Raw genomic sequence first — 18,618 nt, 5'->3', positions numbered from 1 at the left:
GATAATAGAACGCGAACGCGCCCGGCTCCTGGATGGCGGCCCTCATGGTCCCGTTCGGATTGAAGTCGTTCTTCGGATTATATCCGGAGTCGCGTAGATTCTTGATGTACAGGGCGTGGTCGCCGCCAGGAGCATGCGCGAATGCCGGCGTCGCGGCGGTCGCGGCCAGCAGCGCGGCCGCTGCAAGAGCTTTGAATGAAGTCATTTTCGTTTCTCCTATATGGATCGATTGCAGAGCCGCGTGGGACAAGACGAATTGATCACGCTTCAGGACGCGAGCGCGCTGTCTGGACCGCGAGCTATCTGCTTGCAGCATCCGATGCGGATATCTGGTATTGGATGTAGGGAGACCGCGCGCCCGTCCCATTAAATTCCGATTCAATAAACTCAACTCGGCTTGAAACGCGCGTTACAGAGGTAATTCATTTCGCGCACACAAAGCCGATTACGGCGCGACAGGACGCCCTAAAATTCTCAGTTCTTGGATCATTTGAAGGAATGCTGCCGCATTTCCGCTTGTGCCCGGCGGCAATTCGCACTTCGCTCTAATTCGTCACGGTCCCTGCAACAGCTTGATGCCTTGCGCGAGCGCGGCTTGCATCAATAGCGTGTCGACGCCGTAGGCAATCATGCGAAAGCCCTTGGCACGACAATCGCGCGCCCATTGCTCATTGCCGGCGAGAAAGCCCGGCGTCTTGCCGTGCTTCTTGCATGCCTTGACCAGTCTATCGACGGCGGCATGGAATTTTGGGTTGTCGAACTGCCCGGGGATGCCGAGGAAGTTGGTCAGATCGTAGTGACCAAGCCAGACCACGTCGACGCCGTCGACCGCCGCGATCGCCTCGACATTCTCGATGCCTGTCGCGGTCTCCACCAGCGCGATCACCATCGTGCGCGCGTTCGCTTGGGCGATCTTGTCGGCCTCGGGCCCGCCCGAATAGTCATCGTGCGCCGCTACATTGAAAGCGGCGCCACGTCGTCCTGCCGGCGGATATCTGGTGCAGTCAACGATCGCCCTCGCCTGCTCCGGTGTTTCGACCATCGGCACCATGATGCCCATCGCACCAATGTCGAGTGCACGCGCAATGTGATGGTAGTCGCCCGAGGGAACGCGGACGAGAGGCACCAGATCAAGCCCACGGCAGAATGCGAATTGCGCCTTCATTGTCTCGAAGCCGACGCCTGAGTGCTCCATATCATAGAGGATGAACTCAGCGCCTGCTTCGCGGCAGATCGTCGGGTAGCCGGGCGTGAAGAATTCGAACGTCATCGTTCCGAACGCACAGCCGCCGGCCGCAAGGCGAGGTTTCAACGGGTTTGGGCGCAACGCATTTCCCCCGAAGTGCTCCATGGTCACCCGAGCATGGCGAAGACGGTGACGATCATCAGCATTTTCAACTTACGTGGGCCCCTGGCTTTGATCAATCCCGCCCCCTGCAGGATGGAGAGGATCTGTGGCTGGTCGATAAATCTTTCCGGCCCCGCCAGAAGCTGATTTGATATGCAAAACAATGATCTCGGGAGGCACTGCAGTGACGGACGGACCCGGCGGCAGCGGAGCGGCGCGGCCAAAGCTTTTCCAGCCCCTGACAATTCGAAACCTCACCCTGAAGAACCGGCTCGTCGTACCGCCGATGGTCCATTACCGCTGCGATCCCGGCCATAGCTGCGGCACCTTCCACCTTGTGCATCTCGGCCGCCACGCGCTGGGCGGGTTTGGGCTGGTCTTTGTCGAGGCGACCGCGGTCGAGGAAGTCGGTCTCATCAACGAGAATGATCTCGGCATCTGGAACGAGGCCCAGGCCGAAAGTTTCAAACCGCTGATCGAGTTCATGCGGCGCCAGGACACGGTGATCGGCATCCAGCTCGCCCATGGCGGGCGAAAATCATCCTCGCAGACTGCCATGCAGGGCATGGGTCCGCTGACTGAGGAGAACCTCAAGGCGGGCGCAAAACTCTGGCAGCCGGTCGGACCGACGGCCGAGCCTGTCGCGCCGGGCTGGCTGACGCCACGGCAGCTAACCACGGCCGAATGCCGAGCCATGCCCGCGATCTGGGCTAACGCCGCGCGCAATGCGGTGAAGGCCGGCTTCGACGTTGTCGAGGTTCACATGGCGCATGGCTACCTACTGGCGTCCTTTCTCTCGCCGGTCTCCAACACGCGCAATGATGAGTACGGCGGCGACCGTGCCGGCCGCATGCGCCTGCCGCTGGAGATTGTCGAGGCCGTGCGGCGCGAAATGCCTGATACGATGCCGCTGTTCGTGCGTGTCTCATCGGTCGATGGCTCGCGCGAGGGCTGGAATATGGATGACACCGTGGCGCTGGCGCAGGAACTGAAGGCGCGCGGGGTTGACGTGATCGACTGTTCCTCGGGCGGGATTGCTGGTGCTGCAACGGCAGCGCAGGTCACGCGCAGTCTTGGTTTCCAGGTTCCTTTTGCCGAGAGGGTTCGCAGGGAAGCAAACATCCCCACGATGGCCGTCGGCCTCATTCTGGAGGCCCAACAAGCCGAAGCCATCATTGAAAACGGCCAGGCTGATCTGATCGCGGTGGGTCGTCAGTCGCAATACAATCCCAGTATCGCCCTCCACTGGTCGCACGATCTCGGCATCAACAGCCGCTTTGAGGACTGGACACCGGAATATGGCTGGTGGCTCGAGAAGCGGATCAGGACAATGGAGGGCTTTGCCACGCCGACAGGTACTGTTGTGCGATCGTAAGCACCCTGCCCTCATATCCACGGATCGTGCGAACAGGCATTGCATATCCGCGCGATGCGATTCCGACATGCCGGCCACGGCATCAGGCTTTTGAGCGCGAAGTCCGCGTTTGCCCCATCTCCGACATCACCCCTCCGGCACCCCAGCTAGTCTCATGCCCTCACAAAACCGCTCCTGCCCAACAAGGTACGTCGGATTGTCACTGAACTTGGCGGCGCGCAAGCGACAGATGGTAAAGCCTGGGTTTAGCGCAAGTCCCGCCTGCGCAGCGCTTCGCGCTTCATCCAGCGTGCCGAGGAGGCCCAAGGCGGCGGCTAACGCAAAATGGGCTGGAGGGAAGTTGTGGTGGATCTCAATGCTTCGTCGTAGCCATCGGACGGCTTCGGCATCCGCAGCGAGATGCATCTTGGCTGCGCCCATAAAATGCATCCACCAGTTGGCACTCATATCGCGAGGGGAAAGACGTAAAGCTTCGAGTACATGGCCCTCAGTCTCGGCAGCGCGACCCATAAGTACTTTAGCAAGACCAATAGCGCCGTGAGCCTTGGCTGTATTTCGATCAAGCGCTAATGCGTGCTCGCACTCAGCAATCCCTTGAACAGCGCGGCTTGTCAAAATGTAGATGCCACCCAAGGTCAGATGCAAATGTGCATCGTCCGGGGCTAACGAAAGCGCTTTGATCGCATTTGTTTCGGCTGCCGAAAGGCCCGCGGTCGGTTCGTCAGTTAGTAGGGAGAACCCCGCGATCAGATCGACGTTTGCCATGCCGAACAGCGCTACGAAACTTCGATGGTCGATTGCCAGGGCCCGTTCGAAAAAGCCGCGCGCTTGCGTTATGTATTCAGAGGTTGCACCCTTGTGCAAGCAGGCAACACCTTGAAAGTTCAGGTCCTTCGCATCGGGGTGCGCTAAACGTTCTGCTCGTCGCGCCGCGGCTATGACGAGTTGGACGTGTAACGTGTAGGCCAGCCTTGATACGATTTCGTCTTGCATATCGAAGAGGTCAGCGATGGGCTTCTCGAAGCGCTCGGCCCAAAGATGCTTACCGTTCTCGGCATCGATCAGCTGCACGTTCATCCGAAGCCGATTGCCGTTCCGCTGTACCGAGCCTTCGAGCACGTAGCGGACGTTCAATTCTCGCCCGACTTGCCGGACGTCGATTTCCTTTCCCTTATATTTGAAGGCGCTGTTCCGGCCGATTACAAACAAGTTGCGGGAATGCGACAAGTCCGTGGTCAAACTTTCGGCCACACCCTCTACGAAACTGTCGTGCTCCGGATCACCGCCGAGATTGACGAACGGCAGCACAACGATTGAAAGACGAGCCGAACGGGGCCGGTCCGAGATCGTGCCACCGTTGTGTGTTGCCGCACCAAATCCTTCTCCGTCCATCACGCCGGACTGTCCTGGAAGGGCAGTACGTTCGGGGTCCTGTTCGCCCGGATGAGTGGCGACTGTTGCGATTGCAGGCGTCTGCGTCTCCTGCACCGAACCAACGAAGCGGAAGCCTTTGCGCGGCAGTGTCTTGAGGAGGCGCTGCGCCTCACCGGAATCGCCGGTTGCATGCCGGGCGGCGTTCAGGCGGGTCGTCAACGCAGCATCAGAGACAATGCGTCCGTTCCAAACGGCACCAATGAGGTCGTCTTTGCTGACGACGCGCTCCCTGTTTCGAATCAAGTAATCGAGCAGGTCAAAAACCTGCGGCGTGACCGACACCGCATGCACGCCCCGATGCAGCTCGCGCCGTTCCGTGTCAAATGTGTAGTCCTCGAAGAGATAGCGCAAGCTGCCATTCCTTCTCAGAGAAGCCTATGTCGCCCCCGTTGGCACGAAGGATAAGCCGACGGTGAGAAGAATGTAAGCTGCCAAACCGATGCGAGTGACCCAGGCCGGAAATTGAAGTCTTGCCAAGCTACTCCCGGTTTGGTTGTCCATGGTCTCCCGACAGAAACCGAAGGACTTCCTTTAACTCCGGAATAGGCGGCATCCCCTTCGCTGCGGCTTCCTTGGGACACCATGGGTATGCTTGCAAAGTATCCTTCGCTAGATCAACACCTTGTTTGCGACCCTCCGCGAAGCTTTCGGCAATTGCCCTCGCAACGATCTGAGCATCGTCGCAAGTGAGCCGTTTGAGGGGCGTCAATGACCGCACGATCCGACGGCCGCGTATCAGGTCCATCTCTGTAACAATGGGCGGTTTAATCGGCATTTCCGCAACTCCAGCACCGCGGAATGCAATAATGCTACCGCGGTTGGGAGGATTTCAGGTATGCGTTTACGCAAGCCAGGCAGCGCTTTGTCCAAGCTTACTGCATTGCTCGCCGCCGAGAAACGAACAGTATTTCTGCCACCACCACCTTCAGCCGACCAAGGTCCAGACATTTCCGGCAGGGTCCTCGAAATGCGCGAGCGTACCGCCCCATTCCTGTTTTTCGGGTGGAGTCGTAAAATGCACGCCCTTCGCTACAAGTTGGGAATACGTGGCCTGAATATCCTCAACTTCAATCGAGCATCCGACGAATCGGCCTGCAAGGTGTCGCTCCTCACGGTCTTCCTCTGAAGACACATCTTCGACAATCAACTCGGGACCAAGATCAAATCCGATCGCCTTGTTCTCGTATTCCCACAATATCTCCAATCCCAGAATTTGAGCGTAGAACTTTTTGGCAGCCGCCAAATCGATCACGAACACCCTGACATAAGTTATGCGCACCGATGCCTCCAACCTGAGTTTGCTCGAAGCCGACACTCGTTCCCCCAATAATGCCATTGGCTGAAGCGAGATCAAGCGCGTCGAGGCGAGCGCAACCGCTACGCCAAACGCTCATCGGAATAGCCGATCCGACTTCCGTTCATGCCTGCGTGAGTGAAGCAACACCAAGGCTAGTTCGGCTCGAACGCTTCAAGATGTCGTTGCGCGTAAATCGCGATTTTCCAAATCGTTTCAAACTGATTTGGGTCGTCCAGCCTCCCTTGCAAAAATATATCGCTTTCCATCACCCCAAATCAGTGGCTATTTCCGCGCCGTCCCGACCCGGCAAGAGGGGCGGATCGCGCGTCGTCACGAACGCGGGACGGGATGCGGTGGACGCAGGCAGCGTCAGGCGCGAAGCGTGTTTGCAGGGCGGGTTTTCCCGTGAGCGAGCACGGCGCGCAAGATGACCGACGTTGCAGCGTACGGCAAAACCGTGTGGTCCTGGCACCCGTTGCTGGTGTCAAGCTGTCGGTGGCGAATTCGATTCAACCGGGTCGATCCGCCATCAAGCCGGCAGCGATGGAGGCAAAACGAATTCGTCTCCAGGGAGAGCACGGCATAAGCCGTCAAACCATTGCGCAGGGAATGCCGGAGTGCTCCGGCTGTACCTGTATGCTCGTGTGCGCTCTCTCTGCAATATTTGCACACGAGACCGCGGGTGCAGCAAGCACCCGGCATTCCCTGCTCCCTCTCGTTTGAGGGACAAGGCTTCAAACAAAATCTCGGGCGCATCGCGTCGCGAGAATGCGAACATATGCCAGATGCTAAACACCGTCATTGCGAGCGAAGCGAAGCAATCCATTCTTTCGTTATGCCGCGATGTGGATTGCTTCGCTTCGCTCGCAATGACGTGGATAGGCCGCCGCGTACTGGATATCCCGTATGCGCGGGTTATGACGGCCGCCAGCGCGGCGAAAACTCTACCGCCGAAAACTCTTGATCTCCGACACGCTGCCGTCGCGATAGGTCAATTCCACCGAGACCGACCTGGTCTGCGGCGCGAGCTTCAAATACGGCGTCGCTTCGTGCGGAATGACGCTGGGATCCCTGGGATCGCATGGCGGCATCTTCAGCACCTTGTCGGGCACCGTGCTGTCGATGCCGACGCGCACTTCGCGGATCGCGCAGCGATACGACATCAGATGCGTGTAATAGACCAGAAGGCCGTTGAATTCGCGGAACGACAGCCAGCTCGTCGCGGTCATGTCGAGGATCTTGCGCTGGTCGCGGATCAGGGCGGCCTCGGGGTCGAAGCGGATCGGGAACGGGCCCTGCAACTCGCCATTGGTGTCGACATAGCGCACCTGGATCATGGCCGCCGGCGCATCCGCCGGCAGTTCGACCGACGGGTTGGGCATCCGCTTGCGCGTCCGCGGGTCGAGCGTGTCCATGAAGCCGGTCTCGCGGAAATCGCCGGCGTCCCCCAGCCGCCAGGAAATGCCGAGCGTCGGGTCGGCGATCGAGAACACCACGGTCCAGCCGCCATTGTGGCGCGAGAACATCGCGATCGGCGCGTTGACGGAATCGTTCTGCGGCTTGAGTTGCTGCACCGGCGGCAAGGCCGCCAGCTTTGGCAGCGCTTCGGCGGGCTTCGCCGCCGCCTCGGGCTGGACTTTCGCAAGACCGTTCAGGAACACGTCGTCGACCATCTGGTCGAAATAGACCGGGATCTGCTTGTGGCGGACCGTCTCCGCCAGTTCGCTGACCAGACGCCGCGTGCGCTGCGCGACCTGAACGAGGTTCGCGCCGGGCTGCGTCAGCTCCTTGGCGAAGGTGCGCGTGAACACCGAATTGGGATTGGCGTCGTCATTGGAGAGCCGGTCGAGCGCGGTCTGCCGCGGCCCTGCCGAGAAGATCGAGAACACGCCTTCCGGCAACTGCGTCATCGGTGCCAGCCCGCCGCGGCCGGCAACTGCACGCGTGCCGGTACGCTCGAACGGATTGTTGCGGCAGGCATCGAACACCAGAATGGCGGTGCGCACCTTGCGGTTCTGCAGCCGTTCGATGATGCGGTCGGCGAGCACCGAGGCGTCGCGCACCAGCTCTTCCTGGCCTTCGGTTGCCGCCGGCACGTCGGTCGGCAACAGGAAGTTCTGGCCGGCGATTTCGAAGCCATGGCCGGCAAAAAAGAAGAACGCGGTGTCGCCGGCATCGACCGCCTTGTCGAACGCCAGCAGCGTCTGGCTGAACGCCTGCCGGTTCTGGTTCTCCGCCACCATCACCGTGAAGCCGAGCTGCTTGAGCGTATCGCCCATGGTGCGGGCGTCGTTGACCGCCTTCTGCAGCTTGGGCACGTTCCGGTAGTCGTTGTTGCCGACCACCAGCGCAACGCGCTTTTCGGCATAAGCGGGAGCGGCAGATACCGCGAAGGCGGCAACCGTTCCGGCTGCCGCCAAAAATCTGGAAATCCAACGCCTCATCAAAGTTCCCCCGGCACGAAAAATCCGACTCCTGCGGCCGCTTCATGACGTAGTCGGCACGCCCACCACAGCGGTTCAATCACTCGGCTCCCCTCGTCGCACCTCATCGGTCAGGTGCGCCGGGCCGCGATCTCCTTACCACGGGTCGGCATCCGTCGGAAAAGGCACTTATGCTGGCCGAATATGCCTAATTTCAGAAAAACTTCAGAACTTCCGCTCCCCCGTTTCAGGACAGGCTGAGCCGCATCTGGGAAAAGCGGATTCTCAAACATCACGCGCTCTTACGCAGGCAGAGGTGTCATCCGCTATGCATAGTGAGCTCGATTGTGACCTGGAATCAGCGGCCGCGGGCTCGCCTGCTGCCGCAATCCAAAAAACGCCGGCACCTGGTTTGGTCTGCCATGACGTTGTCCGGGAGACATCAGGCGATCGCGGATGGGCTCCCCTTGTGGATGCCAGCTACGCCGACTTCAAGGAGGCGGTGGAGGATGGTGACACGGCGAGATCCACCTCGCTGGTCAATGCGCTGGCGGAGCTGGCGCTGATCGAGCGCGGCATTGTCGCGGCAGGAAGCCGGCGCGGACAACGGGCATTGCGCGCAGCCCGCCTGTCTCTGGCGCGCCGGTTGATCACGCGCCGTTTGTCGCAAGCGAGCCTCTCACCCGCGACGGTAGCCGACCTGCTTGGGGTTTCGGTCCGCCACGTGCACATGCTGTTCGAGGGCACAGGCCAGAGCTTTTCCCAGACGGTGACCGCGCAGCGCATCCGCCTGAGCGGCCAGTTGCTCCGTGAGGCGCCAGGACGGCCGATTGCCGAGGTCGCCCGCGCCTGCGGCTTCGAGAGTCTGGCGACGTTCTATCGGGTCTTTCATGCAGCCGTAGGGATGCCCCCCGGCGAGTTCAGAGCACAAGGCGCTCGATCAGGGCCCGTCAGCGCCCCTTCATCCGACCACCGGGCATCGACTGATTTGACCGGTAAATGACAGGTACGGCGCTTATTTGTTCGAAAACATTAAGGCTTTTCGGCCTTTTGGCCGGTTCCCAGATTGACTTTGGCCATTTGGACCCTATGTTCGCGCTCAACGCGGCCTTGGATCGAAACGCGATTCCCTAGGTTAGCCGCTCGTCTGCGTAAGTCAGAGCCCCCAGCTTTTCAAAGCGCGCCGTTTCGGGGCAAAACGCGACAGCCTTTTTACCCTCGATTCCGAACGGCGGTGTCGACTAGAGGCTCAATGTCTTTTTCCCATCTCGGACTTTCCGATAAGGTCCTCGCCGCGGTTGCGGCCACCGGTTACACCACCCCAACCCCCATCCAGGAACAGGCGATCCCCCACGTGCTGGCGCGCCGCGATGTTCTCGGCATCGCCCAGACCGGCACCGGCAAGACCGCTGCCTTCGTCCTGCCCATGCTCACCCTGCTGGAAAAGGGCCGCGCCCGGGCACGAATGCCCCGCACCCTGATTCTCGAGCCGACCCGCGAACTCGCGGCACAGGTGAAAGAGAATTTCGACAAATACGGCATCGGCCAGAAACTCAACGTCGCGCTCCTGATCGGCGGCGTCTCGTTCGGCGACCAGGACAGTAAACTGACCCGCGGCGTCGACGTCTTGATCGCGACCCCCGGCCGCCTGCTCGACCACACCGAGCGCGGCGGTCTCCTGCTCACCGGCGTCGAACTGCTGGTCATCGACGAAGCCGACCGCATGCTGGACATGGGCTTCATCCCCGACATCGAACGCGTCTGCAAGTTGGTGCCGTTCACGCGGCAGACATTGTTCTTCACCGCGACGATGCCGCCGGAAATCAGCCGCATCACCGAAGCCTTCCTGCACAATCCCGAGCGTATCGAAGTCTCCAAGCCCGCCACGACTGCGGTGGGCGTATCGCAGTTCCAGGTTGGTTGCGGCCGCGAGCCGCACGAGAAGCGCGAAATCCTTCGCCGCCTGTTGCGCGACGCCAAGGATCTCAACAACGCGATCATCTTCTGCAATCGCAAGCGCGAGGTCGCCGTCGTTTACAAATCGCTGCAGAAGCACGGCTTCAGCGTTGGCGCCCTGCACGGTGATATGGACCAGTCGGCGCGCACCGCGGCACTGGATCAATTCCGCAAGGGCGAGATCCCGTTGCTGGTCGCCTCCGACGTCGCCGCCCGCGGCCTCGACATTCCCGCCGTCAGCCACGTCTTCAATTTCGACGTACCGCATCATGCCGACGACTACGTGCATCGCATCGGTCGTACCGGCCGCGCCGGACGCGCCGGCACCGCGATTTCGATCGTCACCTCGCTCGACAACAAATCAATCGCTGCGATCGAACGACTGATCGGGCAAAACATTCCCCCTGCCGAAGGCGATTATAGCGCGCACTCGGATTCGTCCGGCGAGAGCGATCAGCCGCGCGAACATCGCTCACGCGAGGGTTCCCGGGACGGTTCGCGCGGCGGCCGCAAGCCACGGCGTGAGCGCGAGCCGCGCGCCGCCAAGGGCGCTGATAAGAGTGCTGACAAGCGCAGCGAAAAGAGCGGCGACCGTGAACCGCGGCATGCCAAGGGCGCCGGCCGCAGTGCCAGCCCGCAGCCGCAGGCAGCGGCCGCAGCCTTCGTGCCGCCCGCTCCTGCACAGCCTTCGCGCGTGCCCTCAATCGGTCGTCCGGAACCGCGGCGTGCCCAGCGCGATGCTGAATCGGAGCCCGCCGATCACTCGCATCTTCCGGCGTTCCTGTTGCGGCCGGTTCGCGCCCGCGTCTGAACGAACTTGGCAATGATCCAACGGCCGGAACTGTTTACCGGCCGTTCATCCTCCTCCATTAACCTGTCGCAGATAATTTAATCATTGCGGCACGGCAACGAGCGGCGCTGCTCGATATTGGGGACGGATCAGTGGTCAAGCTGCTGGACGAACACGAACGCACTTTGGCGTTTGCCGAAGTCGCGTTGGGCCAGATCAAATCCCTCCGGCAGACCGCCGTCCCGCGCAATTACGAAATCTGGTACGTCTACGCGACCGGATACAATGCCCCCCTCAACAAGATCATCAACGAGACGCTGGCGCGCAACGGCAGGCTGAGCGAGTCCGATCTCGAACAGATCTACGAAACCTACCTCTCGCACATCAAGGCTTCCGACCGTATCGACAAGGTCGGCGCGCGCGTGATCGGCGAAATCGACGACGTGATGAACCTGATCACGGAAGCGCTCGGCATGTCGCAGAGCTATGACGCCAAGCTGAGCGGCGCCAGCGAGAAGCTCCGGAATGCCAAGAACCGCGATCAGCTCAAGGCGATCATCGACGGTCTCATGAAATCGACCCGCGAGATGCAGGAGACCAACAAGGCGCTGGAGAATCGTCTGACGCTGTCAAAGACCGAGATCAGCAACCTCCAGCACAGCCTCGAGGCGATCCGCGCCGAGAGCCTGACCGATCCGCTGACCGGATTGGGCAACCGCAAATATTTCGACCGCTCGTTCGACATGGCGGTTCGGGCGGCGCTGGCGAGTGGCGAGCCGTTATCGCTGCTGATGTTCGATATCGATCATTTCAAATCGTTCAACGATTCCTACGGCCACCTCACCGGCGATCAGGTGCTGCGACTGGTCGGCATGTCGCTGAAGCAGACCATCAAGGGCCAGGACATCACCGCCCGCTATGGCGGCGAGGAATTTGCGGTGGTGCTGCCCAACACCGGCCTGCGCCAGGCCCTGACGGTCGCCGACCACATCCGCCGCGCCGTGATGGCGAAGGAGTTGAAGAAGAAATCCACCGGCGAAATTCTCGGCCGCGTCACCATCTCCGTCGGCGTCTCCATGCTGAAGCCCGACGATGACACGGATTCGCTGATCGAGCGCGCCGATGCCTGCCTCTATGCCGCCAAGCGCAACGGCCGCAACCGCGTGATTTGCGAAGTCGATCCCGAATACGCCGCCGAGACCCGCAGCCAGGTCGCCTGAGCGCCAATTACCGGCGCGTCGCCTTCCTCGCCTTCGCTGCGCGCCGCTTCGCCGCCAGCTTACGGCCAGCAGCCGGCTTGCTCACAGCCTTGCTCAAAACCTTCGGCTTCGCCGCCTTGCGCGCCTTCGGCCGCTTGCGCAGAGCCGCGCGTTGCGCTGCGGCCAGCGCCGCCCTCGCCCAATCGGCCAGTTCCTCGGAATCATCAAACAGACGCGCCGGCAGTTGCCAGTACGAATTCACGGTGACCGTCTTGGTCCGGGTTTGGTACTGGAATGGCGCCGACCCTTCAGCTTCGAACTGCGGGATCGTTTGTTCATCGGCGCGAAGATAAAGCCCCGCCCGCAGCGCAAGCGCGAAATTGGTGCCGTCGGCGGAAATACCGAAGCCTGAAAACATTCGGCGAATGGTAACCGGGCCGAAATCGGCGAACAGGTCGATCAGGAAGTCGCGATCCATATGGACCCCGCGACGGTTAAACCTTCGCCGGCGTCAGTTGCACCGACTCGCCGCAGCCGCAGGCGGAGACCTGGTTCGGATTGTTGAAGATGAACTGGGCCTGCATCTTGTCGGCCTTGTAGTCCATCTCGGTGCCGAGCAGGAATAGGACCGCCTTGGGATCGACCAGGATCTTCACGCCCCGGTCCTCGACCACTTCGTCGGTCGGCCGGATCTCATGGGCATATTCCACCGTGTAGGACTGGCCGGCGCAGCCGCCGTTCTTGATGCCGACGCGAAGCCCGACGATTTCGGAATCGGCGCGCTTGGTCAGCTCTGTAATCCGCTGCGCGGCTGCCTCGGTCAGTTTCATGACCTGCGGGCGCGGCCGCGGCTTCGGCTTGGAAGACTGGACGGTGGTATCCATTGCAGTCGATCTCCCGCGTCGCATCATGGCGACGAACTATCTTACCATTAAAATAACAACGAAATTCCCGCTGTGAAGGTCTCGCGTCATGAACTCGATCAGAACCCGTCGAAACGAACGGCCAGTCTCCTAGTAAATCGCCCAAATTCCCGGTGTCGCCAGCTCCAGCAGGTGATTGTCCGGGTCGCGGAAGTAGATGCTCCTTCCGCCGCGCGGCCAATCTGTCCTGCCTTCGATCACGACATCGTGCTCACCAAGCGACCGTTCCCAGGCCGGCAGTTCGGCCGCCGCAATGGCAAAAGCCATGTGAACAGGGCCGCTGCCGTCATGCGGCGGAATGGTGCCGCCGGGTAGTTGGATCGGCTCGGGTGTCGAACCGCGGAGAAAGAGCAGCAACACGCTGCGGCCGCCGACATCGTAGGCAAGAAATCGCGAGTCGGCCGTCAGCGGCACAAGTCCGAGCACCTTCTCGTAGAATGCGCGGGCGCGCCCGAGGTCATCAACGTAAAGCGCGGTCTCGATGACACCGGATAATTTCGGCAACGGATCCCTTCACCACATATTGAGGACGAGGCGCGCCTCGTCGGACATGCGATCCGGCGTCCAGGCCGGATCCCACACCAGGTTCACATTGACGACGCCGACGCCGGGAACGCTGGCGACCGCGTTCTCCACCATGGTCGGCAGTTCGCCTGCCGCCGGGCAGTTCGGCGTGGTCAGCGTCATCATCACGTCGACGCCACGGTCATCCTTGAGGTCGACCTTGTAGATCAGGCCGAGCTCGTAGATGTCGGCCGGAATTTCCGGATCGAATACCGTCTTCAGCGCAGCGACGATTTCGGTCCCCAGCCGCTCGGTTTCCTCGGGCGGCAGCGCCGAGATGGTTTCCATATTGGCTGATTTGACTTCGGCTGTGTCACTCATGAGAACAATTCCCGCGCCTTGATCAGCGCCTGTGTCAGATGGTCGACTTCTTCCCGGGTATTATACATCCCAAACGATGCCCGGCAGGTGGCTGTGACATTGAACCGCTCTAAAAGCGGCATCACGCAATGGGTGCCGGCGCGCACCGCAATCCCCTGCCGGTCGATCACGGTCGCGACGTCATGGGCATGAGCGCCCTTCATCTCGAAGGAAATCACCGGTCCCTTGCCACGCGCGGTGCCGATCAGGCGCAGCGAGTTGATTTCGCGCAGGCGCTCCTGGGCGTAGGTCAGGAGATCGTGCTCGTGGGCGGCGATGCGCTCCTTGCCGATCGAATTAACGTAGTCGATCGCAGCACCCAGCCCGATCGCCTCGACGATCGGCGGCGTCCCGGCCTCGAACTTGTGCGGCGGGTCGCCATAGGTGACCCAATCCTTTGCCACCTCGCGAATCATCTCGCCGCCACCATTATAGGGCCGCATCGCCACCAGGTGCTCATGCTTGGCATAGAGCGCGCCAATGCCGGTCGGACCATAGATCTTGTGGCCGGTGAAGGCATAAAAATCGCAATCGAGGTCCTGCACGTCGATCGGCAGATGTACCGCGCCTTGTGCGCCGTCGACCAGCACCGGAATGCCGCGGTCATGGGCGAGCTTCACGACCTCCTTGACCGGGACGAAGGTGCCGAGCGCGTTCGACATCTGGGTGATGGCGACGAGCTTGGTGCGCGGCGTCAGCAGCTTCTCGAATTCCTCGATCAGGAAATTGCCGTCGTCGTCGACCGGCGCCCATTTGATCACCGCGCCATGGCGTTCGCGCAGGAAGTGCCAAGGCACGATGTTGGAGTGGTGCTCCATGATCGAGAGCACGATCTCGTCGCCCGGCTTGATATTGGGCTCGCCCCAGGACGATGCCACCAGATTGATGGCCTCGGTGACATTGCGGGTGAAGATGATTTCTTCATTACGCGCCGCATTGATGAATTTCGCCACCTTGGCGCGTGCGCCCTCGTAAGCCTCGGTCGCGGCATTGGCGAGGTAGTGCAAGCCGCGATGCACGTTGGCGTACTCGCTCTTGTAGGCTTCCGTCATGCGGTCGAGCACCGCATTCGGCTTTTGCGCCGAGGCCGCGTTGTCGAGATAGACCAGCGGCTTGCCATAAATCTTCATCGCCAGCGCGGGGAAATCTTCCCGCACGCGGGCGACGTCATATGCACCGTTGGACACCGCCGGATGCATTGTCATCCCCTTGCCTCCAGCCACCGGTGCGCCGCTGCAATCGCGAGTTCGCGCAGATCATCATTGACGATCGATTCAATGGCCTCGCCCACGAATGCCTGGATCAGCAGCGCTTGGGCTTCCTTCTCGGAAAGGCCGCGGGCACGCAGGTAGAACAGCAGGCTCTCGTCGAGCGCGCCCGTGGTGGCGCCATGGCCGCAGGTGACGTCGTCGGCGAAGATTTCGAGCTCCGGCTTGTTGTCGGCCTCGGCCTCGTCGGACAGCAGCAGCGCCCGCGTCATCATCTTGGCGTCGGTCTTCTGCGCGTGGGGGCGCACGATGATGCGGCCCTGGAACACCGAATGGGCGCGGTCGTCGGCGACGGCGCGGAACACTTCTCGGCTGGCGCAATGCGGCACTGCGTGGTCCATGAACAGCGTGGTGTCGGCGTGCTGGCGGCCATTGAGCAGATTGACGCCATTGGTCTCAACCCGGGAGCCCTCGCCGGCGAACGCAATCGTCGCCTGATAGCGGCTGACGGCAGCGCCCGAGGTCATGCCGAAGGTGTTGAAATGCGCGTGCGCGCCCAGCGTAATCACGGCGGAGGAAATATTGACGGCCTCACGGCTGTCCTCGACCAGGCGGACATGGTCGAGCCGCGAATTGTCGCCGATCGAGATGACCAGCGAGTCGTGGGCCTGATAGGTCTTCGCGCCGTCGGCTGCGATGTAGCTTTCGACCAGCGTCACGCCGGCGTCCTTGCCGAGCCGCAGCAGCGAGCGTGTGAACATCGCCGTGGGAGTGGTGCCCGTCGCAACATGAATGATATGCAGCGGCTGCGTCACCACGATGCCATTGGCGATCTCGATCACCACGCCGTCGGTCATCATCGCAGTGTTGAGCGCGATCATCGGATTGGCGGTGTCGAGCGTAAACAGTTGGGCCTGCACGGCGGCTTCGCCGGATTCCAGGACGCCGCGCAAGGTGCCTACGGCAACGCCCTTCTCCAGCCCATCCAGTTCGGAAAGTTTTGGCGCGAACACGCCATCCACCAGGACCAACCGGCGCGTCTCCTTGACCGCCTGCAGCTTCACAGCGGCCGCAGCCCGCTTCAGCGCGGCAGCATCCGGTGCGGGCGCCAGCGGCAGCACTTCGCGCATCAGTGCGCGCAGGTCGGTGTATTTCCAGTCTTCGATGCGCCGGTGCGGCAGGCCCACACGGTCATAGGCTTCGAATGCAGCACTTCGCGCCTCGGCGACCTTGCCGGTACCCGGCAGCCGGTCGCGTGCGACCGCGAAGCTGTCGCTCAGCGCGCGTCCGGTCTCGTTCTTTGCCAAAGCCAAATTCATCACGATACCTGTCAGGCTGCGTCTTCGAACTGCGCGTAGCCGGAAGCCTCGAGCTCCAGCGCCAGATCCTTGCCGCCGCTTTTGACGACCCGGCCCTTCGACATCACGTGCACGAAGTCAGGCACGATGTAGTTGAGCAGCCGCTGGTAGTGGGTGATGACCACCATGGCACGATCAGGCGAACGCAGCGCGTTGACGCCATCGGCCGCAACGCGGAGCGCGTCGATGTCGAGGCCGGAATCCATCTCATCGAGGATGCAGACGGCTGGCTCAAACAAAGCCATCTGCAGAATCTCGTTGCGCTTCTTCTCGCCGCCGGAAAAGCCGACATTGACACCGCGGCGGAGCATGTCCTGCGGAATGTTCAGTGACTTTGCGACCTCGCGCACCTTCTTCAGAAAGTCCGGCGTTGAGTATTCGCTCTCGCCGCGTGCCTTGCGCTGGGCGTTGAGCGCGGTGCGCAGGAACGTCATGGTCGCAACGCCCGGAATCTCGACCGGATACTGGAAGGCCAGGAACACGCCCTTGGCGGCGCGCTCATCCGGCGACATCTCAAGAAGGTCTTCGCCCTTGAAGAGGATTTCGCCGTCGGTGACTTCATAGCCCGGCTTGCCGGCGATCACATGCGACAACGTCGATTTGCCGGAGCCATTCGGCCCCATGATCGCATGCACCTCGCCCGGATTCACGGTGAGCGTCAGCCCGTGGAGAATTTCATTATCCTCGACGCGAACCTTCAGATTTTTGACTTCAAGTAGAGACATTGTTTTCCGTTCCTTGTTCCTCGTCCTGAGGAGCGCCGGTCAGGCGCGTCTCGAAGGACGTGGCCAACAATCTTCCTCTCATCCTTCGAGACAGCCGCTCACGCTGCCTCCTCAGGATGAGGTCGCTATCCAACCGATCCTTCGAGCGAGATCGAGATCAGCTTCTGCGCCTCAACCGCGAACTCCATCGGCAGCTGCTGCAGCACATCCTTCACGAAACCATTGACCACGAGGCCAACGGCTTCTTCCTGGCTGAGCCCGCGCTGCACGCAGTAGAACAGCACGTCCTCCGAAATCTTCGACGTGGTCGCTTCGTGTTCGAACAGCGCGGATGAATTCTTCGCTTCCACATAAGGCACGGTGTGCGCGCCGCATTTGTCGCCGATCAGGAGCGAGTCGCAGGCGGTAAAATTGCGCGCGCCGGTCGCCTTGCGATGCGCGGTGACGAGACCGCGATAGGTGTTCTGGGAAACGCCCGCCGCGATGCCCTTCGCGATGATCCGGCTGGTCGTGTTCTTGCCGAGATGGATCATCTTGGTGCCAGAGTCGACCTGCTGGTGACCGTTCGAGATCGCGATCGAATAGAACTCGCCGCGTGAATTGTCGCCGCGCAGGATGCAGCTCGGATATTTCCAGGTGATCGCTGATCCCGTCTCGACCTGGGTCCAGGAAATCTTCGAATTGTTGCCGCGGCAGTCGCCACGCTTGGTGACGAAATTGTAGATGCCCCCGACGCCTTCGGAATTGCCAGGGTACCAGTTCTGCACCGTCGAATATTTGATCTCGGCATCGTCGAGCGTGACGAGTTCGACGACGGCGGCATGCAACTGGTTCTCGTCGCGCTGCGGTGCGGTGCAGCCTTCGAGATAGCTGACGTAAGACCCCTTGTCGGCGATGATCAGCGTGCGCTCGAACTGGCCGGTGTTGCGCTCGTTGATGCGGAAGTAAGTCGACAGCTCCATCGGGCAGCGCACGCCCGGCGGCACGTAGACGAACGAGCCGTCGGAGAACACCGCGGAATTCAGCGTCGCGAAGTAATTGTCCGAGGTCGGCACCACCGTGCCGAGATACTTCTTCACCAGCTCGGGATGCTCGCGGATCGCTTCCGAGATCGGCATGAAGATCACGCCGGCCGCCTTCAATTCCTTCTGGAACGTGGTGGCGACGGAGACCGAGTCGAACACGGCATCGACGGCGATCTTGCGCTCGCCTTCCGGCCTGACGACGCCTTCGAGCACCTCGACTTCGCGCAGGGGGATGCCAAGCTTCTCGTAAGTCTTGAGGATCTCCGGATCGATCTCGTCGAGCGAGCCGATCTGCTTCTTCGGCTTAGGCGCGGAGTAGTAATAGAGATCCTGGTAGTCGATTCTGGGATAGTTGACGCGGGCCCAGGTCGGCTCGGTCATGGTCAGCCAGCGGCGATAGGCCTCCAGACGCCATTCCAGCATCCAGGCCGGCTCGTTCTTTTTCGCTGAGATAAAGCGGACGGTGTCTTCCGAGAGACCTTTGGGGGCCTTGTCGGACTCGATCAGCGTCTCAAACCCATATCGATACTGGTCGACGTCGATGCGCTTCACGCGCTCGACCGTCTCTTGTACGGCTGGCATTCCATCCTCCGCTCGCGGTTTCAAGGACCGCGGTGGAACAATTCCAAATCA

Annotated in this window: 17 protein-coding genes; 4 read left to right on the top strand and 13 right to left on the bottom strand. The window is 61.2% G+C overall.

The features are described from left to right. Together KIP88_RS28540 and KIP88_RS28535 are read right to left on the bottom strand one after the other, a co-directional pair. On the bottom strand, window positions 1-205 hold a 205-nt coding region (locus KIP88_RS28540), incomplete at its 3' end, for a hypothetical protein (protein ID WP_214491427.1). A gap of 348 nt (window positions 206-553) precedes the next feature. Continuing rightward, a complete protein-coding gene (locus tag KIP88_RS28535) occupies window positions 554-1,270 on the bottom strand; it encodes an HpcH/HpaI aldolase/citrate lyase family protein (protein ID WP_214491426.1) in 717 nt (238 codons plus the stop codon). A 262-nt stretch (window positions 1,271-1,532) separates the two neighbouring features. Between KIP88_RS28535 and KIP88_RS28530 the strand changes: the two genes are divergently transcribed. Beyond that, complete coding sequence (locus KIP88_RS28530) at window positions 1,533-2,723, top strand: NADH:flavin oxidoreductase/NADH oxidase (protein WP_308163659.1); 1,191 nt, start codon at window positions 1,533-1,535, stop codon at window positions 2,721-2,723. Between the two features lie 126 nt (window positions 2,724-2,849). Here the strand turns inward: KIP88_RS28530 and KIP88_RS28525 are convergent, their stop codons facing one another. The 3 genes from KIP88_RS28525 to KIP88_RS28515 form a co-directional block, all read right to left on the bottom strand. Further along, window positions 2,850-4,508 (bottom strand): winged helix-turn-helix domain-containing tetratricopeptide repeat protein, encoded by a 1,659-nt coding sequence (locus KIP88_RS28525; protein WP_214491424.1) that lies wholly within the window; start codon window positions 4,506-4,508, stop codon window positions 2,850-2,852. Window positions 4,509-5,082: 574 nt separating this feature from the next. Next, window positions 5,083-5,436 (bottom strand): VOC family protein, encoded by a 354-nt coding sequence (locus tag KIP88_RS28520; RefSeq protein ID WP_214491423.1) that lies wholly within the window; start codon window positions 5,434-5,436, stop codon window positions 5,083-5,085. A gap of 962 nt (window positions 5,437-6,398) precedes the next feature. Then, window positions 6,399-7,898, bottom strand: coding sequence for a caspase family protein (locus KIP88_RS28515; RefSeq protein ID WP_214491422.1), 1,500 nt, complete (start codon window positions 7,896-7,898; stop codon window positions 6,399-6,401). Window positions 7,899-8,346: 448 nt separating this feature from the next. Here KIP88_RS28515 and KIP88_RS28510 point away from each other — a divergent pair, with 448 nt between their 5' ends. The 3 genes from KIP88_RS28510 to KIP88_RS28500 all read left to right on the top strand — a co-directional run bounded on the left by KIP88_RS28510 (window position 8,347) and on the right by KIP88_RS28500 (window position 11,843). Then, window positions 8,347-8,880 carry an AraC family transcriptional regulator gene (locus tag KIP88_RS28510; RefSeq protein WP_308163658.1) on the top strand — a complete coding sequence of 178 codons (534 nt, stop codon included), beginning with the start codon at window positions 8,347-8,349 and terminating at the stop codon, window positions 8,878-8,880. A 249-nt stretch (window positions 8,881-9,129) separates the two neighbouring features. Next, the gene (locus KIP88_RS28505; protein WP_214491420.1) at window positions 9,130-10,644 is read left to right on the top strand and encodes a DEAD/DEAH box helicase; all 1,515 of its coding nucleotides are present in this window, start codon (window positions 9,130-9,132) and stop codon (window positions 10,642-10,644) included. A gap of 131 nt (window positions 10,645-10,775) precedes the next feature. Next, entirely contained in the window at window positions 10,776-11,843 is a 1,068-nt protein-coding gene (locus tag KIP88_RS28500) for a GGDEF domain-containing protein (protein WP_214491419.1), read from the top strand. A gap of 7 nt (window positions 11,844-11,850) precedes the next feature. On the opposite strand, the gene KIP88_RS28495 is transcribed toward KIP88_RS28500, so the two are convergent. From KIP88_RS28495 to sufB, 8 genes are all read right to left on the bottom strand, one after another. Beyond that, window positions 11,851-12,300 carry a TfoX/Sxy family protein gene (locus KIP88_RS28495; RefSeq protein ID WP_214491418.1) on the bottom strand — a complete coding sequence of 150 codons (450 nt, stop codon included), beginning with the start codon at window positions 12,298-12,300 and terminating at the stop codon, window positions 11,851-11,853. Window positions 12,301-12,316: 16 nt separating this feature from the next. Further along, entirely contained in the window at window positions 12,317-12,706 is a 390-nt protein-coding gene (locus KIP88_RS28490; RefSeq protein ID WP_214491417.1) for an iron-sulfur cluster assembly accessory protein, read from the bottom strand. Window positions 12,707-12,835: 129 nt separating this feature from the next. Further along, window positions 12,836-13,249: a VOC family protein gene (locus tag KIP88_RS28485; protein WP_214491416.1), complete on the bottom strand. Its 414-nt coding sequence runs from the start codon at window positions 13,247-13,249 to the stop codon at window positions 12,836-12,838. Between the two features lie 9 nt (window positions 13,250-13,258). Then, the gene (locus KIP88_RS28480; RefSeq protein ID WP_214491415.1) at window positions 13,259-13,630 is read right to left on the bottom strand and encodes an SUF system Fe-S cluster assembly protein; all 372 of its coding nucleotides are present in this window, start codon (window positions 13,628-13,630) and stop codon (window positions 13,259-13,261) included. Then, the gene (locus KIP88_RS28475) at window positions 13,627-14,874 is read right to left on the bottom strand and encodes a cysteine desulfurase (protein ID WP_214491414.1); all 1,248 of its coding nucleotides are present in this window, start codon (window positions 14,872-14,874) and stop codon (window positions 13,627-13,629) included. Before KIP88_RS28475 ends, KIP88_RS28480 begins: the two co-directional genes overlap by 4 nt. Beyond that, window positions 14,871-16,196, bottom strand: a complete 1,326-nt coding sequence (gene sufD / locus KIP88_RS28470; RefSeq protein WP_214491413.1) for a Fe-S cluster assembly protein SufD — start codon at window positions 16,194-16,196, stop codon at window positions 14,871-14,873. The genes KIP88_RS28475 and sufD overlap by 4 nt, the downstream gene beginning before the upstream one ends. An 11-nt stretch (window positions 16,197-16,207) precedes the next feature. Next, entirely contained in the window at window positions 16,208-16,960 is a 753-nt protein-coding gene (gene sufC / locus KIP88_RS28465) for a Fe-S cluster assembly ATPase SufC (RefSeq protein WP_214491412.1), read from the bottom strand. A gap of 125 nt (window positions 16,961-17,085) precedes the next feature. After that, window positions 17,086-18,567, bottom strand: a complete 1,482-nt coding sequence (sufB, locus tag KIP88_RS28460) for a Fe-S cluster assembly protein SufB (RefSeq protein ID WP_214491411.1) — start codon at window positions 18,565-18,567, stop codon at window positions 17,086-17,088. Window positions 18,568-18,618: the final 51 nt, after the last annotated feature.

Source organism: Bradyrhizobium sp. SRL28 (genome assembly GCF_018596315.1).
In the GTDB taxonomy this organism is placed as follows: domain Bacteria; phylum Pseudomonadota; class Alphaproteobacteria; order Rhizobiales; family Xanthobacteraceae; genus Bradyrhizobium.
This window is presented reverse-complemented; position numbering and strand designations above follow the sequence as displayed.

Bases quoted from the DNA above. Each gene is read 5' to 3' on its own strand.
- sufB (WP_214491411.1), bottom strand. From the start codon at position 18,567: ATGCCAGCCGTACAAGAGACGGTCGAGCGCGTGAAGCGCATCGACGTC.
- KIP88_RS28490 (WP_214491417.1), bottom strand. From the start codon at position 12,706: ATGGATACCACCGTCCAGTCTTCCAAGCCGAAGCCGCGGCCGCGCCCG.
- sufC (WP_214491412.1), bottom strand. From the start codon at position 16,960: ATGTCTCTACTTGAAGTCAAAAATCTGAAGGTTCGCGTCGAGGATAAT.
- KIP88_RS28495 (WP_214491418.1), bottom strand. From the start codon at position 12,300: ATGGATCGCGACTTCCTGATCGACCTGTTCGCCGATTTCGGCCCGGTT.
- KIP88_RS28475 (WP_214491414.1), bottom strand. From the start codon at position 14,874: ATGACAATGCATCCGGCGGTGTCCAACGGTGCATATGACGTCGCCCGC.
- KIP88_RS28505 (WP_214491420.1), top strand. From the start codon at position 9,130: ATGTCTTTTTCCCATCTCGGACTTTCCGATAAGGTCCTCGCCGCGGTT.
- KIP88_RS28535 (WP_214491426.1), bottom strand. From the start codon at position 1,270: ATGACGTTCGAATTCTTCACGCCCGGCTACCCGACGATCTGCCGCGAA.
- sufD (WP_214491413.1), bottom strand. From the start codon at position 16,196: ATGAATTTGGCTTTGGCAAAGAACGAGACCGGACGCGCGCTGAGCGAC.
- KIP88_RS28480 (WP_214491415.1), bottom strand. From the start codon at position 13,630: ATGAGTGACACAGCCGAAGTCAAATCAGCCAATATGGAAACCATCTCG.
- KIP88_RS28515 (WP_214491422.1), bottom strand. From the start codon at position 7,898: ATGAGGCGTTGGATTTCCAGATTTTTGGCGGCAGCCGGAACGGTTGCC.